Below are 14,394 nucleotides of genomic sequence, written 5' to 3' on the forward strand. Positions count from 1 at the left end.
TATTATGTTGCGGCAGGGTTCAATGAGATCGATTAAAATAGTTATGATAGAAAAGTTTATATAGAAGTCCTTTCATGAAATACCACTGGATTCTACCATGATGTAGGTGGAGAGTTATGGCGCTATATGGCGTACCTGTATTGGTATTGAAGGAGGGAACACGTAGAACCGTTGGTAGAGATGCTCTAAGAGCGAACATAGCTGCTGCAAGAGCCCTTGCAGAGGTATTGAGAACCAGTCTAGGCCCCAGGGGACTGGATAAAATGCTTGTAGACAGCTTCGGGGATGTCACTGTTACAAACGATGGTGCCACAATAGTTAAGGAGATGGAGGTCCAGCACCCAGCTGCAAAACTACTCGTGGAGGTCGCTAAGGCCCAGGATGCTGAGGTAGGTGACGGTACAACAAGCGCTGTAGTGCTCGCGGGGACACTTCTAGCCAAGGCTGAGGAGCTTCTCGATCAAAACATCCATCCAAGCATAATAATAGAGGGCTACACCAAGGCCATGAAGGAGGCTTTAAGGCTACTGGACGAGATCAGTGTTAAAGTAAACCCGAGAGATAAAGATATGCTTAGGAGAATAGTTAACACCACTATCTCAAGCAAGTACATTGGTGGAGACATTATATCGAAGAAGATAGCTGAGATAGCTATAGATGCGGCCCTAGCAGTAGCCGAGCCCAAGCCTGATGGAACATATGATTTCAGAGTCGATGATGTAAAGATAGAGAAAAAGAAGGGTGGAAACGTCCTGGATACTCAGCTGGTTTACGGCATCGTGTTGGATAAGGAGGTTGTCCACCCGGGCATGCCTAGGAGAGTTGAGAACGCTAAGATAGCTCTGCTCGATGCTGCATTAGAGATAGAGAAACCAGAAATAACAGCTAAGATCAATATCACCAGTCCCGAGCTAATAAAAGCCTTCCTCGATAAAGAGGCTGAGATGCTGAAGGAGATGGTTGACAAGATAGCTAGTGTCGGCGCTAACGTGGTTGTATGTCAGAAAGGCATTGATGAGGTTGCCCAGCACTTCCTAGCTAAGAAGGGGATACTGGCTGTAAGGAGGGCTAAGAGGAGCGACCTCGAGAAACTCGAGAGGGCTACAGGCGGCAGAATAGTGAGTAGCGTGAGAGACCTGAAGCCCGAGGACCTCGGATACGCTGCACTAGTAGAGGAGAGAAGGATAGGTAACGATAAAATGGTATTCATAGAGGGATGCAAGAACCCCAAGGCCGTAACAATACTGGTACGTGGAGCAAGCGACATGGTAATGGATGAGATAGAAAGGAGCCTCAAGGATGCTTTAAACGTGTTGAGAAACATCATGAGGACACCGAAAATAGTGCCAGGTGGCGGTGCTGTAGAGATAGAGTTGGCCATGAAGCTCAGGGAATACGCTAGCAAAATAGGTGGTAAGGAGCAATTAGCTATAGAAGCATTTGCTTCAGCGCTTGAGGAGATACCATTAATACTTACCGAAACAAGTGGTAAGGAGCCACTCGACATATTGATGAAGCTAAGACAATTACATAGCGAGGGTAAGAAGTATGCGGGTATAAATGCTGTAACTGGCGAAATCATTGAAGACATTATTACCAACAACATCATCGAGCCTCTACTAGTTAAGGAATCCATGATAAAGACTGCAGCCGAGGCTGCCGTGACGATACTGAAGATAGACGATGTCATTGCTGCTAGCCCTGTTAAGAAAGAAAAAGAGGGCAAGAAGGAAGGCGAAGAATCAAAGATGCCGAGTTTTGATTAGGTAACCTAAAAATTTATTTTGTACACTTCCTTAACCATAAGAAATAACCTGGTTTAAAATCAACTATCATTAGTTATTGATTAAATATTGCTCAGTAATGTAAACATTATCCAGGCATCACATCAACTAGGAAACCACTACGACTGAAAACCTTGCACTTCAGGACTGGGAGGATATTCCTAATGTATCGATCTGATAATTTTATTAGTCCTATCCTACCTACATAATATTTCTGGCTTAGTTAGTTGTTTAACAAGAGGTGGTTGGATGAGTTCCGAGGTAACCAGGATTTATGAGGAGGTTTTCTCAAAGAGGCTCACAAGGTTTGAGATAGCTAGAGTTGTTGGAGCTAGAGCCTTACAGCTCTCAATGGGGGCGCCCCCAATAATAGATGTCTCTAATCTACCGGTTAAAGACCCGGTTTACATCGCTGTGAATGAGTTAATAACCGGCTTGTTACCGATGTCTATAAGGAGGATGAATAATGGACGGGAAGAACTGGTTCCAGTCGGAAAACTACTCACCCCAAGTATTAGAAGAAGTCTTGAGACGGTTCTCGAGAGCTGGAGTATCAGCCGTAGAGTATAGGGAGTACACTATACATGGGAAGCAAATATTGGATATCGTGCTTGATAAGCCCCTGAGTAGAGAGGTGTTTGCTGATTTATACAAGTATCTCTCCGATAATAACATCCAGCTAATACAGATAAGGGCAGTTCAGCCAGTGGTTAGGCTGATCAAGGTTGAAACCAGTTCCACCAGGTATAAGCTGGCTTTAACCATTCTCTCGATCATAATGATCGGGTTAACCGGCTACGGGTTATCCGAGTCCTTTCTAAGCCTGGAGAGACGTATTATTGCCTTACCTGAGTTATTATTCAACACTATAATATACACTTCCTTATTCATCGTGGTATTATTGATCCATGAATTTGGACACATATATGTCAGCAGGAAATCAGGTTTCAAAATAGAGGGCCCCATACTTATTCCAGCCCCTCCGATACAGCTAGGATTCCTTGGAACATTTGGTGCAGTGATATTTATGAAGATGCTTCCACCGTCTAGAAGAGACCTCGCTAAACTAGGTATCTCAGGGCCCCTAATGGGGTTCATCGCGGCGACAATAGTTGGACTCATAGGGCTATACTTATCACCAGTTATCCCGGTTAGCAAAGCTATTGAAATGGTTGAGAGCGGCGGGCTATCTTATACGCCTATCTCAAGTATGCTTCTCCAAGTATTACTCATGATGCGGAGCAGTAGTGATATGGTTGTGATCATGCATCCACTACTCTTTATAGCATACGTAATGTACCTCATCACATTCCTGAATCTACTTCCAATAGGACAGTTAGATGGTGGCCATGTTGTAAGATCCTTTACCAGTGGAGAGCATCATACAAGGATTGGGCTGGCAACCATATTATCAATATTCATGATCAGTGTACTGCTGCTTCTCCAAGGCAACGAGGCCTACATGTTCTACCTAGGCCTCGGGATCGTAATGATATTGATATACATGTTTGTAGCCAGGGGACAGCATCCAGGCTGGGCCAACCAGTATGATGACTCAAAGTGCCCTCTATGCCTGATATTATATGTAATGCTACTGATCCTAACCATGCCTCTACCGGCCTAACAATGCCTGTATAAGAGATAGGGGAGAGATGGTGAGCAAGAGTATAAGGATATGGGATTTAAAGGGTAGGATACTCGTTATAGCTGAGAAACCTAAGGCAGCCAAGAAAATAGCCAGTGCCCTCTCCCCTACTCATAACGCGAAAAGAATTGGCTCCATTACCATCTACGAGGTTGACTCGTATAGTTCAAGCATAATTATTGCTAGCTCGGTGGGACACCTCTACCAGCTGCACACAAGTCTAAGGGGGTACCCTGTATACAGCTATGAATGGATCCCGCTACATCTGACCGATCCAAGCAAGAAATATATAAGGGAGTACCTTGAAGTACTCGGGAAGCTTTGCCGTGGAGTAGACTACTATGTAAACGCATGTGACTACGATATAGAGGGAAGCGTCATAGGATATCTAATAATAAAGTTCAACGGCGACGAGAGAAAAGCCTTCAGAGCCAGGTTTTCTAGCTTAACAATAGAGGAGTTGAGAAAAGCCTTCAATAATTTAACCAGGCTAGACTACGAGATGATAGAGGCTGGCCTATGTAGGCATGAGTTGGACTGGATATGGGGTATTAATGTAAGCCGTGCTCTCATGAAGGCTGTCGAGGACGCTGTGGGCGAGAGGATAATCCTCAGCGCTGGCAGAGTGCAAACCCCTACACTAAAATATGTTGTAGATAAAGTAGTTGAGAGAAACCTATTCATACCACTACCCCAGTATAATATAAATATTACAGTGGAGAAGAATGGTGAAAAAATAAGGCTAGAGTATACTGGTAACCCGGTTGAAAAGGAAAGAGATGCAAGAGACATAGTGGAGAAAATAAGAGGATACAAGTATTTGATTGTAAGTAAAGTTGAGAAAAAACACCATATACTCCATCCACCACCCCCATTTAACCTCGGGGATCTACAGAAGGAGGCGGCTAGACTATACGGGTTCAGCCCAGCTGAAACCCAGTCCATAGCTGAGCAACTATACCTAGATGCTTTAATAAGCTATCCTAGGACGAACAGTCAGAAGCTTCCTCCAACACTAGACTACAGGAGGATACTGGAGAATATTTCATCGATAAAGAGTTATAGGAACCTTGTGGAAAGCCTTATATCTGAGACCAAAGGTGTGTTAACCCCCGTCGAAGGAGAGAAGGAGGATCCAGCCCATCCAGCAATCTACCCCACTGGGGTTGTCCCAGGAAGACTCACAGAGAAGCAGTGGGCTATATATGATCTCATAGTAAAAAGGTTTCTAGCAGTGTTTGCCCCACCAGCTAAAATAGTTTACTACGTAGTGAAGGCTACCACACCGTCACACGAATACGTATTCGAGACAAAGGGGCAGGTTATAGAGGAGTATGGTTGGTTGAAGTATTATAATTTCCACAACTACCATGCAGGCAAGATACCTGTATTAAAGGAGGGGGAGTTATTAAATATTGTAAAGGCCACGGCTAGCGAATCATATACGAAGCCTCCTAAAAGGCTCACAAAAACAGATCTATTAAGGTGGATGGAGAGCGTTGAGATAGGTACGGAAGCTACGAGGGCACAGATAATTGAGAAACTCTTCGAAAGAAAATACTTATACCAACACCAAAAATCCAGCGGTATAGACGTATCCGAGATAGGCTTTGGAGTTGTAGAGATCCTCGAGAAGTTCTTCCCGGATCTCCTCAGCGTCGAACTAACACGTAAGTTCGAGAAGGAGATGGACAGCATAAGGAGCGGGGTTAAGAAGAGGAGCGAGGTACTGGAGGAGGCGAGAAGGGTTCTCACCGAGCTACTCGGTAAATTTGATAGAAACAGAATTGAGGCAGGGAAACAACTGGCTTTAAGGTTGAAAATAATCCAGAACACAAGAAAGTGTCGCGTCAGCTCATGTTATCGCGAAGGAGTCGTTAATGGACTTTGCAGCCACCACGCTAACGCAGTTAAACTAGTACGTGAATACTATGGCGAGTGGAGTAGAAGGAAAGACATTACTTTCAACGAGTATATTGATAAGTTAAGGAAGTCTAAGTTGACTGGTAAATGGGTTAAGGAGGTTATAGAGTCTGAGCTAACTTAGCTTCCATGAGTATAGCATCCACATGTCCACCTGTTCTGACCGGAAAACCGTAGGAGTTCAGGTCCCATATAGGTTTATATAAGCTGGTTTCATCTCTTCATCCTTGTTTCCCCTGTATCCTGCTTGGGCTTGTATACGGCTTGAGGGCGTCCACTGGCGCAATGGAGCCCGTGCATCTTGAATTAAGGGATTTAAGGAATAGATTCATGCATGCGATTACATTCTTCAATAAAAGAATTCAGTAGTAAACCTATATGAAAGCGGAAACAACATACCGAGGCGGGAAACGGAAAGGGGTATGGTTTCTAATCGTGAAAAACACTATGTTAGCCTTTGGCCCTATTAATTGCGTCATTAATTCTCTTTAAGGCTTCCTCTCTTCCTTTCCACCCTACTACTTTAACCCATTTACCAGGTTCCAGCTCCTTATAGTGCTCGAAGAAATGCTTTATCCTCTGCTTAACTGCCTCAGGTAGGTCTCCTACATCTCTTATATTACTATACCTCGGGTCTACTTTATCAACTGGGACAGCCAAAATCTTCGCATCCCTTCCCTTTTCATCCTCTGTTTCTAAGACTCCTATAGGCCTTACCTTTATAACTGAGCCAGGTATTAGAGGCTCGCTTGATACAACCAGGACATCAACCGGGTCTCCATCTTCTTCCAACGTACCGGGTATGAAACCGTAGTTGAATGGATATACCATTGAAGTATACAGTATTCTATCAACCATTAAAACCCCTGTCTCCTTATCCAGTTCATACTTGACTCCACTGTTAACCGGGATCTCTATAACCACATATACTTCCTCAGGGGCTTTAGAACCAGGACCGAGCTTACTGTATTGGCTCATGACTCCTGCACCCCCAATTGCGGACACTATTCTAGGGATTAAATACCGTAGAGAATAAAAAGTATTCTCTATTAGTTAAGCTCATAGTTTCAGCAGTATTGTTACAGGAATACCCTCCCTGACAACCACGGTTATCCTGCTAGGTACTTCAACAGTGGTCCATGGCTCAAGCGATTTCCTGAGGTTTTGAAGTGTTAGAATAGTCGTGTTTATCTTCTCGATGGCCTCCTCTATTGCCTTGAGCTCTGTAAGTGGATCAGGGTTTATAAGTATCTTAGCATCTTTCAAATCTATTTCCTTACCGCTTACCAGGACCTCCTCTCCTAAGAGGTTCTTGAATGTCTCCCTCAACTTTTTCACTTGTTCAGCCCTCACACGTGCGTCTTCAAGTTTCTTCAGGTTTTCTGCCAGCTGTTGTTTCAGTAATGCTATTGTATCATCTATCATCTTTAATATATCCTTGAATGAAGAAACCTCCTTTATCACGATACTCAATTTGCTCCACCTGATATATTTATTTGGGATCAAAGCAAATAAATAAATCTTTCCTAACCAGCTAACCACGAAATCCCTTGTGTCTCCATAGCATTAGATAATATTTAGGGAGCCAGCCTAGAATTTGCAAGGAGCCAGTACTTATAGATTTTGCTTTGAAAGCGGAAAGAACATTAAGCAGCCTATAAAACTCCAAACTATAAAACAAAAACAGCATGACACATCATGTATTCCAAGGAGGTTTTCCTTAAAAATACCTTGGGTGAACCCTATACAAGGATCTTGCTTAATAACTGGTGTATCTGTGACGGGGTATCCGCTACAGGTATTCCGGCTTCTTCAAGGCTACTCCTCTTGGAAGCATAGTCGCCTATACCCATCGATATTATTGCACCGGCGTGACCCATCCTTTTCCCTGGTGGGGCGGTTCTACCAGCTATATATGCAACAACCGGTTTCCTCCCATCATACTGACTGTAGAATCTAGCAAACCTCTCCTCAGCATCGCCGCCTATCTCCCCGATTAACACGACTGCATCTGTTGAATCATCTTTGGAGAACATCTTGAATACATCAATGAAGTCTAACCCTGTAACCGGGTCTCCACCCAATCCCAGAACTGTTGAAACCCCGTAACCCTGTTTGATAAGCTCCCTAGCTACCTCGTATGTTAACGTACCGCTTCTTGAGACAATGCCTATTCTACCAGGTTTAAACACATGCGATGGCATTATACCTAGCTTTGCCTCACCAACCGTCATTATTCCAGGTGTATTAGGTCCAATAAGTGTGACAGAACGGCTTCTAGCATAGTTCACAAACCTGAGTTCGTCGTGTAGAGGTATGCCCTCTGTGATAACCACTATGGTTTTAACACCATTGTCCACTGCCTCGTAGACAGCGTCACTGGCGAACCTGGCTGGAACAAATATTATACTTGCATCAATAGTCCCCTGCTCTCTAATGGCTTCATTTATAGAGTTATACACTGGAACCCCATGGACATATGTTCCCCCTTTACCGGGTGAGGTACCTGCAACTATCTTGGTACCATACTCCAGCATGAGCTTCGTGTGGAACCCACCCTCCCTACCTGTTATCCCTTGAACCAGTACCCTGGTCCTTGAGTCGACTATTATACCCATCTTCAGCCCACCCCCCTGACTAATTGGATAATCCTTAATACTGCTTCATCCATCTCCGTGTAAACAGTTATACCATGCTCAATAAGTATCCTCCTGCCCTCCTCCTCATTGGTGCCAAGCATTCTAACCACGATGGGTTTAGCCACCTTGGTTTCACTTAGGGCTTCAACGATTCCAGAGGCCACTTCATCGCACCTGGTTATACCGCCAAATATATTGACTAACACTGCCTTGACCCTTGGATGGGTGACCACTATTTTAACTGCCTCCCTGACCCTCTCACGCGTAGCACCCCCACCAATATCGAGGAAGTTGGCTGGTCTCCCACCATAATGTAGAATCGAGTCCATGGTGGCCATTGTTAACCCGGCTCCATTACTTATCACCCCTATGTCTCCATCAAGCTCGACATAATTGAAGTCGAGTTGCTTAGCTACTTTCTCATAGGGGGTAGCATCCCTCCCGTATAAAGGCTGAAGATCGGGGTGCCTGTATAAGCTGTTATCATCTATGATTATCTTTGCATCCAGCGCTGTAAGCCTCCCATCACACGTGTAGGCTAAGGGATTGAACTCCACTAGTTCCGCGTCATAGTCCATCATTATTTTATACATAGCTCTCATGATGTTGTCGAGCTGTCCTAGTTTATCCCATTGAAGACCAAGGAACCCAAGTGCATGCCTAGCCATGTAGCCACTATATCCTATGAACGGGTCTACGGGTATCCTGAGTATTTTATCAGGGTGTTTTCTAGCTAGCTCCTCTATTTCAACACCGCCCATACCTGAGGCAAGGTAGACTAGTTTTCTAGTAGCCCTATCAACAGTGAGAGACATGTAAAGCTCTCTACTGATACACACAGCCTCCTCCACCAGTATTTTTTCAACCCTCTCACCCTTAATGCTCATCGAGAAGAGCTCCCTCGCCTTCGTAAGGGCCTCCTCCAGGTTACTAGCCTTCTTTACTCCACCGGCCAGGCCTCTACCGCCCACGAGCACCTGGGATTTTAATACTACTGTCCCCGTGTTCAACTCTCTATATGCCTTATCCACATCCTCAACACTTGTTGCAAGGATGCCTCTAGGGGTCTCAATACCATACTTCCTAGCTATCTCCTTACCTTCATACTCATACAGTTTCATACAGGACCCCATAGTTTAAGATACTTGGCAAGGATTTAAAGCACGCATGTGTGATCCGATCTTTTACCAGCCATAATATCATTCTTAGAGGACTCAACATTGTTCAAAATTCACAATGTGTTAACCAGGTGCTGAAATAACCAAGTGTTTCAAGCAACCACTAGATACCTGCCCATAGTAATTGATACCCATACTTGGAGATCGCGATGCGATGTTTTGTCAGGTAGAATATAGGGCCACACTTAGTAGGATAGAGAAGATTGTGTTTCACCATAGCATACTCATAGTAAGGCATATAATTGTCGACATAACGCTAAACCTAGCAGCGATGAAAACCCGAAGGAAGACTAACAGATATCATTGCACCGAAAAACACTGATACTATTAACTACACCCAATAGTATTGGAGCAGTGGAGAAGATTGTTACAACTGAAAGCCTCGCCCTCTAGGGCAGGGAAGAGGTCAGTGAAACCAGCCGGCGATCCTGACCTCAGCAATCCTAGTTGATTTTAAGACAGAATCTTAGTGCGGGGGGTGGGATTTGAACCCACGCAGGCCTACGCCACCGGGTCCTCAACCCGACCCCTTTGGCCAAGCTCGGGCACCCCCGCACCGGTTTGAATTATGGTATGGCAGGGTTTTAATGTTTTTCACTTTATACTTATATACCTGATGTAGCATGATGTACATTGAGGTCGATCCAGGCGAATATCACGTCCTGCATCCAAGGCCGGTGTACTTGATAGTGTCTAGGAGTAGTAGTGGAAGACTCAACGTTATGGCTGCCTCCTGGGTTTCACCAATCAGTGATGAACCATTCCTAGTGGCTGTCTCGATTTGGAGCAAAAGCCTTACCCATGAGTACATCACTGAGACGGGTGAGTTCACTATAAACGTGCTCAGCGAGGAACATGCGGACCTGGCCTATAGAGCTGGAAGCGTTAGTGGAAGGGAAAGAGATAAATGGAGGGAACTAGGCTTAAACCCTTATCCCTCAAAACATATATCTACACCAGGAATTAACGGAGCATTAGGTATACTAGAATGCATAGTGGAGAATAAGGTACCTGTTGGAGAATCCGTGTTATTCATAGCTAGTGTGAAAGCTATTCATGTGAGAAGAGATTTATATGTAAGATATGGATGGAACCTGGACAAGGCTAGAATACTCATGCATAACAGTGGGAGAGTATTCACTATTAATGGGAAATTGATTCTGGTGGAAAAGAAGTAATTGTTCACTCTTCCAACCAGGTTATTAAGGTATACTGTCCTTGATTCTCTGGGCCGGGTTCTAATCTTTTTAAGTATACATATGTTATTATATTTACGTGATAGAAATGCCTAGGGTTAGAACCCATTTAGTTACATGGGATGAGATAGTAGAGTGGTCAATGAGCTTGGCCAGGATTATAAGGGAGAACGGGTACAAACCCGAGCTCGTTGTAGCTGTTTCAAGAGGGGGATTCGTCCCCGCGAGGCTCATATGCGATTTCCTGGGCGTGGAAAACCTGGCCAGTATTCAAAGCCAGCACTGGACTGAGGCAGCTAAAGCCGAGGAAAGAGCCGTACTCAAATATCCCTTCAAGCTCGACGCATCAGGGATGAAGGTACTGGTTGTGGATGACATCGTGGATACAGGCGAGACATTAAGGTTGGCTAGGGATTATATAAGGGATAACTGGAGCCCGCTCGAGGTTAAAACAGCAGCACTGCAATGGATAAGCCCTGTAGCTAAGTATAAGCCAGACTACTACTACTTAGAGGTAAAGGAGTGGATATGGTTCCAATACCCCTGGACCAGGCTGGAGGACACTTATCAATTCATTAAAAGAATGATGAGCGAAACATATAAGGAAACTGGTAAAAAAGAATGGAGCTATAAGGAGATAATAGATGGCTTCAAGGAATGGTATGGGATAGATGTTGGAGATATGTATTATAGAGAGGCGCTAAGGATTCTACTAGAGAAAGACATCGTAAAGTATGATCCAGGCAGAGACAAGTACTTATTGAAGGTGTGAGAAATGCTGGTCGAGCCCTCTGTGAAAGCCAGCATAGCTATTATAGGGGGAAGCGGGGTATACGATCTCCCAGGTCTAAGTAATATAAGAGAGTACAAGGTCTATACCCCATACGGTGCTCCCAGCGATAACATAATAATCGGTGAGCTACGGGGCAAAACCATAGCATTCCTACCTAGGCATGGCAGGGGACATAAGATACCGCCCCATAGAATAAACTATAGGGCGAACATATGGGCCCTGAAGAGTATTGGTGTGAAGTGGGTGATAGCTGTATCAGCTGTGGGAAGCCTTAGGGAAGACTATAGGCCAGGAGACTTTGTAATACCAGATCAATTCATAGACATGACAAAGGGAGTTAGGGACTTCACGTTCTTCGAGGGTGGAAGAGTTGCACATGTAAGTATGGCCGACCCATTCTGTGAACACCTCAGGAAGAAAATACTCGAGGCAGCCGCGAGACACCCAGATATAAGGATACATGAAAAGGGAACATACATATGTATAGAGGGGCCTAGATTCAGTACAAGGGCTGAGAGTAGGGTTTGGAAGGAGGTATTTAAAGCCGATGTGATAGGGATGACCCTCGTGCCGGAGGTCAACCTGGCATGTGAGGCACAGTTATGCTATGCAACAATAGCAATGGTCACAGACTACGATGTATGGGCTGAAAAACCCGTTACAGCCGAGGAAGTCATGAAAACAATGAGAGAGAACACTATTAAAATCCAGAGACTATTACCGGATATAATAGAGCTATTGAAAGACGAGCCACGTGGAGAGGAGTGTAGCTGTTGCAGGAGCCTGGAGACAGCTTTAATGTAGGGGCTTACCTGGGTAAACTAGGTAAACTAGAGGAGGAAGCTAGGAGCCTATCAAACAATATAAGGAATTTTTTAAGTGAGACAGGCTCAAACAGGCTCATTATATCCTACAACGGTCATGGTTACCTACCAGCATCATGCATGTTCTGGCACGTAGTAACCATGGATGAAGAAAAATCAATCCTTCTCCTTGATATTCCATCTACATCATTATATGTGCTGGCCTACAGGGATCCCACACCTTTAATCATATACACGTCAAACCATTCAGGCCTACTTAACATACTTCAGATAGCTAGAATAATGAGCCATCCCTATATGGCGCTAGTGGCTAAGCCTGTTGATAAAAAAATCGTGGAGGTATTGAAGAGCTATAACATCATCTACACAAGCATCAATGATGAGCTTGACTCAACCCTTGTAATGGCTATCGCTGTGTTCCACGCATTAGCCAGTATATATAAGGATAGATTATCCAGGAGAGGTGTGAGGGTATTTGAACACAGCAGGGAAGGCTTCACCTTAATAGCTGGAGAACTCATAGAGGTTTACAAGGATGTTTTCTCTAAGGTATCCCTTCATAGAGAAGTAGTGGTATCATCGAGTAGGTTAATGGAGCCCTCCGCACGCTACCTAGTTGACGCATTAAAACGTAGACGGGTGAATGCTAGGTACGAATATCCTGAGTCAATACCTAACTCAGCGGACGTGTTATTAATCGGTACTAGTGTGGAGGAGTATTATCTAAGAGAACTCAAGAGCAGGCTTGCAGTGGGGAAAACTAGAGTAAACGAACTAATATTAAACACTGACCCTATTGAAGCCAACATATACTTAGCCATAATAGCTAATTATCTAGCCTGTTGCGGGTTCTAAATCCTTTCTAATTTGGATATTTTTGGATGTGTTTTATCTTCTCGGTGTCTTCACTTGTTTTCCTTGATGACTATTGCTTTTACTTTTCTCCCGGTATTCTCTGGGCGGGTATACGGGGTATTCCCCCGCTGTGAAGGGTGAAGCAGGTAGCCAGAAATATCTACAGGCAATCACAGATATTCACCAGACCCGAACCCTGGAGCACGCTTTATAAGCACAATGGTTTAAATCTATAAGAACAACCTATATATCTAGACGTGTAAGAATATCATTATTTAATACCCAGTCTGTTTTAAGCTAGTTAGGGAGGATGAGTATGAGTAAATTATTATACTCAAGGAAAATACCGTACCTGGCTGGTGCAGGCGTATTCATAGGCATGTTTATCTCGGTATACAATTTAACACTCCCATACGTGGCAGCCGGCCTAGCCGTTTTCTTCATCTCACTACTCTATTTCTACATCTACATTAAGAGCCAGGATAGCTTAAAGGAGTGCAAGAGTGTTATACACATGATCATCCTAATAACATGCCTCGGCTCCATCATTGGTGCTGCTCTCTCAGGGTTTACGCTTACCTCAGCCCTTACCGCTACAGGCATATCCTCGGCTCTACTTATACTAGCTGCATTAATTGAGAAGGTGTAGGGTTTGAGGATAGCTGTTGTGGATTATAAAAAAGAGCCTAGGAAGGGCTCACTTGAACTAATGGAGTCGATATCTAGGCACGGGCATGAACCAGTTTACTTGAAGACACCGATGCTTGATGCTGTGTTAACGCCTGGGGGCATCAAGGTGTACCAGTCCACGGAGGAGGTAAGTGTTAACGCTGCTATTCTAAGAGGAATAGGCTTCATAACCAGCTTAGAGACTCTAATGAAGAGAATCGGTGTTCTCGAGGCACTTGCTTCACAAATACCCGTGATCAACGATCCTTCTAAATCCCTTATCGCTAGAGACAAGTGGAGATGCCTCCTGCACCTCTACTTAAAGGGGTTTCCCGTACCAGAGACGCTTGTAACCGAGAACCCCTTTACAGCTATGAGGTATGTTAAAGACAAGCATATAGTGGTATACAAGCCCCTCATGGGGAGCCTTGGCCTAGGGAGCACGCTAGTACAGGACCCAGATCTCGCATTTAATGTCACAAGGGGATTAATGAATATAGGTTTACCAAGCTACTACCAGGTGTACCTTGAGAAGCCGGGTTATGATTACAGGGTTTTCGTAGTTGGCGAAGAAGTAATAGGTGCCATGAAACGTGTTAACCCATATTCTTGGAAGACAAATGTGGCCCAGGGAGCTGGTGGAGTACCTGTCAGCGAGAAGGAGGAGCCAGAGGTATATGAGCTGGGCTTGAAAGCCGTGAAAATACTTGGCCTAGAGTATGCGGGCGTCGATATAGCGTATGATAAGGGTACCGAGAGATACTATATTCTAGAGGTGAACGCGTTTCCACAATGGGAGGGGTTGAGGAGCGCTACAGGAGTAAATCCGCCCGATTACATTGTAAAATATGTTATCGAAAAAATAAAAAAGTAGAGTAGGCTTAGAAG

14 protein-coding genes and 1 tRNA gene are annotated in these 14,394 nt (G+C 44.4%); 10 read left to right on the forward strand and 5 right to left on the reverse strand.

Annotation, left to right across the window (positions count from 1 at the left end; translation table 11 throughout):
- Positions 1 to 116: 116 nt before the first annotated feature.
- The 4 genes from thsA to SPHMEL_RS06035 all read left to right on the forward strand — a co-directional run bounded on the left by thsA (position 117) and on the right by SPHMEL_RS06035 (position 5,476).
- Positions 117 to 1,766 (forward strand): thermosome subunit alpha, encoded by a 1,650-nt coding sequence (gene thsA, locus SPHMEL_RS06020; RefSeq protein WP_042667742.1) that lies wholly within the window; start codon positions 117 to 119, stop codon positions 1,764 to 1,766.
- Between the two features lie 267 nt (positions 1,767 to 2,033).
- Complete coding sequence (locus SPHMEL_RS06025) at positions 2,034 to 2,354, forward strand: DNA-directed RNA polymerase subunit K (protein ID WP_042667743.1); 321 nt, start codon at positions 2,034 to 2,036, stop codon at positions 2,352 to 2,354.
- The gene (locus tag SPHMEL_RS06030; protein WP_042667744.1) at positions 2,311 to 3,408 is read left to right on the forward strand and encodes a site-2 protease family protein; all 1,098 of its coding nucleotides are present in this window, start codon (positions 2,311 to 2,313) and stop codon (positions 3,406 to 3,408) included. Before SPHMEL_RS06025 ends, SPHMEL_RS06030 begins: the two co-directional genes overlap by 44 nt.
- A 28-nt stretch (positions 3,409 to 3,436) precedes the next feature.
- Positions 3,437 to 5,476 carry a DNA topoisomerase I gene (locus SPHMEL_RS06035; RefSeq protein ID WP_051401019.1) on the forward strand — a complete coding sequence of 680 codons (2,040 nt, stop codon included), beginning with the start codon at positions 3,437 to 3,439 and terminating at the stop codon, positions 5,474 to 5,476.
- A gap of 326 nt (positions 5,477 to 5,802) precedes the next feature.
- On the opposite strand, the gene ppa is transcribed toward SPHMEL_RS06035, so the two are convergent.
- From ppa to SPHMEL_RS06060, 5 genes are all read right to left on the reverse strand, one after another.
- Positions 5,803 to 6,330, reverse strand: coding sequence for an inorganic diphosphatase (gene ppa / locus SPHMEL_RS06040; RefSeq protein ID WP_012608705.1), 528 nt, complete (start codon positions 6,328 to 6,330; stop codon positions 5,803 to 5,805).
- Positions 6,331 to 6,411: 81 nt separating this feature from the next.
- Positions 6,412 to 6,816 carry a hypothetical protein gene (locus SPHMEL_RS06045; RefSeq protein ID WP_012608706.1) on the reverse strand — a complete coding sequence of 135 codons (405 nt, stop codon included), beginning with the start codon at positions 6,814 to 6,816 and terminating at the stop codon, positions 6,412 to 6,414.
- Positions 6,817 to 7,094: 278 nt separating this feature from the next.
- A complete protein-coding gene (gene sucD, locus SPHMEL_RS06050) occupies positions 7,095 to 7,970 on the reverse strand; it encodes a succinate--CoA ligase subunit alpha (RefSeq protein ID WP_012608707.1) in 876 nt (291 codons plus the stop codon).
- 2 nt (positions 7,971 to 7,972) lie between these two features.
- Positions 7,973 to 9,112, reverse strand: coding sequence for an ADP-forming succinate--CoA ligase subunit beta (gene sucC, locus SPHMEL_RS06055; RefSeq protein ID WP_042667746.1), 1,140 nt, complete (start codon positions 9,110 to 9,112; stop codon positions 7,973 to 7,975).
- A 527-nt stretch (positions 9,113 to 9,639) separates the two neighbouring features.
- Positions 9,640 to 9,724 (reverse strand) — tRNA-Leu (locus SPHMEL_RS06060).
- 71 nt (positions 9,725 to 9,795) lie between these two features.
- Here SPHMEL_RS06060 and SPHMEL_RS06065 point away from each other — a divergent pair.
- The 6 genes from SPHMEL_RS06065 (at position 9,796) to SPHMEL_RS06090 (ending at position 14,380) form a co-directional block, all read left to right on the forward strand.
- On the forward strand, positions 9,796 to 10,347 hold the full coding sequence (locus tag SPHMEL_RS06065) for a flavin reductase family protein (RefSeq protein WP_042667747.1): 552 nt from the start codon (positions 9,796 to 9,798) through the stop codon (positions 10,345 to 10,347).
- A 106-nt stretch (positions 10,348 to 10,453) separates the two neighbouring features.
- Complete coding sequence (locus SPHMEL_RS06070; RefSeq protein WP_042667748.1) at positions 10,454 to 11,137, forward strand: phosphoribosyltransferase; 684 nt, start codon at positions 10,454 to 10,456, stop codon at positions 11,135 to 11,137.
- A 3-nt stretch (positions 11,138 to 11,140) separates the two neighbouring features.
- A complete protein-coding gene (locus SPHMEL_RS06075) occupies positions 11,141 to 11,962 on the forward strand; it encodes an S-methyl-5'-thioadenosine phosphorylase (RefSeq protein ID WP_042667749.1) in 822 nt (273 codons plus the stop codon).
- Positions 11,932 to 12,837, forward strand: a complete 906-nt coding sequence (locus SPHMEL_RS06080) for a hypothetical protein (protein WP_012608714.1) — start codon at positions 11,932 to 11,934, stop codon at positions 12,835 to 12,837. Before SPHMEL_RS06075 ends, SPHMEL_RS06080 begins: the two co-directional genes overlap by 31 nt.
- A 316-nt stretch (positions 12,838 to 13,153) precedes the next feature.
- Positions 13,154 to 13,486, forward strand: coding sequence for a hypothetical protein (locus tag SPHMEL_RS06085; RefSeq protein WP_156915450.1), 333 nt, complete (start codon positions 13,154 to 13,156; stop codon positions 13,484 to 13,486).
- Positions 13,487 to 13,489: 3 nt separating this feature from the next.
- The gene (locus SPHMEL_RS06090; protein WP_042667750.1) at positions 13,490 to 14,380 is read left to right on the forward strand and encodes an ATP-grasp domain-containing protein; all 891 of its coding nucleotides are present in this window, start codon (positions 13,490 to 13,492) and stop codon (positions 14,378 to 14,380) included.
- Positions 14,381 to 14,394: the final 14 nt, after the last annotated feature.

The sequence above is a fragment of the Desulfurococcus amylolyticus Z-533 genome (assembly GCF_000513855.1).
Lineage (GTDB): Archaea > Thermoproteota > Thermoprotei_A > Sulfolobales > Desulfurococcaceae > Desulfurococcus > Desulfurococcus amylolyticus.

Bases quoted from the DNA above. Each gene is read 5' to 3' on its own strand.
- ppa (WP_012608705.1), bottom strand. From the start codon at position 6,330: ATGAGCCAATACAGTAAGCTCGGTCCTGGTTCTAAAGCCCCTGAGGAA.
- SPHMEL_RS06035 (WP_051401019.1), top strand. From the start codon at position 3,437: ATGGTGAGCAAGAGTATAAGGATATGGGATTTAAAGGGTAGGATACTC.
- thsA (WP_042667742.1), top strand. From the start codon at position 117: ATGGCGCTATATGGCGTACCTGTATTGGTATTGAAGGAGGGAACACGT.
- SPHMEL_RS06085 (WP_156915450.1), top strand. From the start codon at position 13,154: ATGAGTAAATTATTATACTCAAGGAAAATACCGTACCTGGCTGGTGCA.
- SPHMEL_RS06075 (WP_042667749.1), top strand. From the start codon at position 11,141: ATGCTGGTCGAGCCCTCTGTGAAAGCCAGCATAGCTATTATAGGGGGA.
- SPHMEL_RS06070 (WP_042667748.1), top strand. From the start codon at position 10,454: ATGCCTAGGGTTAGAACCCATTTAGTTACATGGGATGAGATAGTAGAG.
- SPHMEL_RS06065 (WP_042667747.1), top strand. From the start codon at position 9,796: ATGTACATTGAGGTCGATCCAGGCGAATATCACGTCCTGCATCCAAGG.
- sucC (WP_042667746.1), bottom strand. From the start codon at position 9,112: ATGAAACTGTATGAGTATGAAGGTAAGGAGATAGCTAGGAAGTATGGT.
- sucD (WP_012608707.1), bottom strand. From the start codon at position 7,970: ATGGGTATAATAGTCGACTCAAGGACCAGGGTACTGGTTCAAGGGATA.
- SPHMEL_RS06025 (WP_042667743.1), top strand. From the start codon at position 2,034: ATGAGTTCCGAGGTAACCAGGATTTATGAGGAGGTTTTCTCAAAGAGG.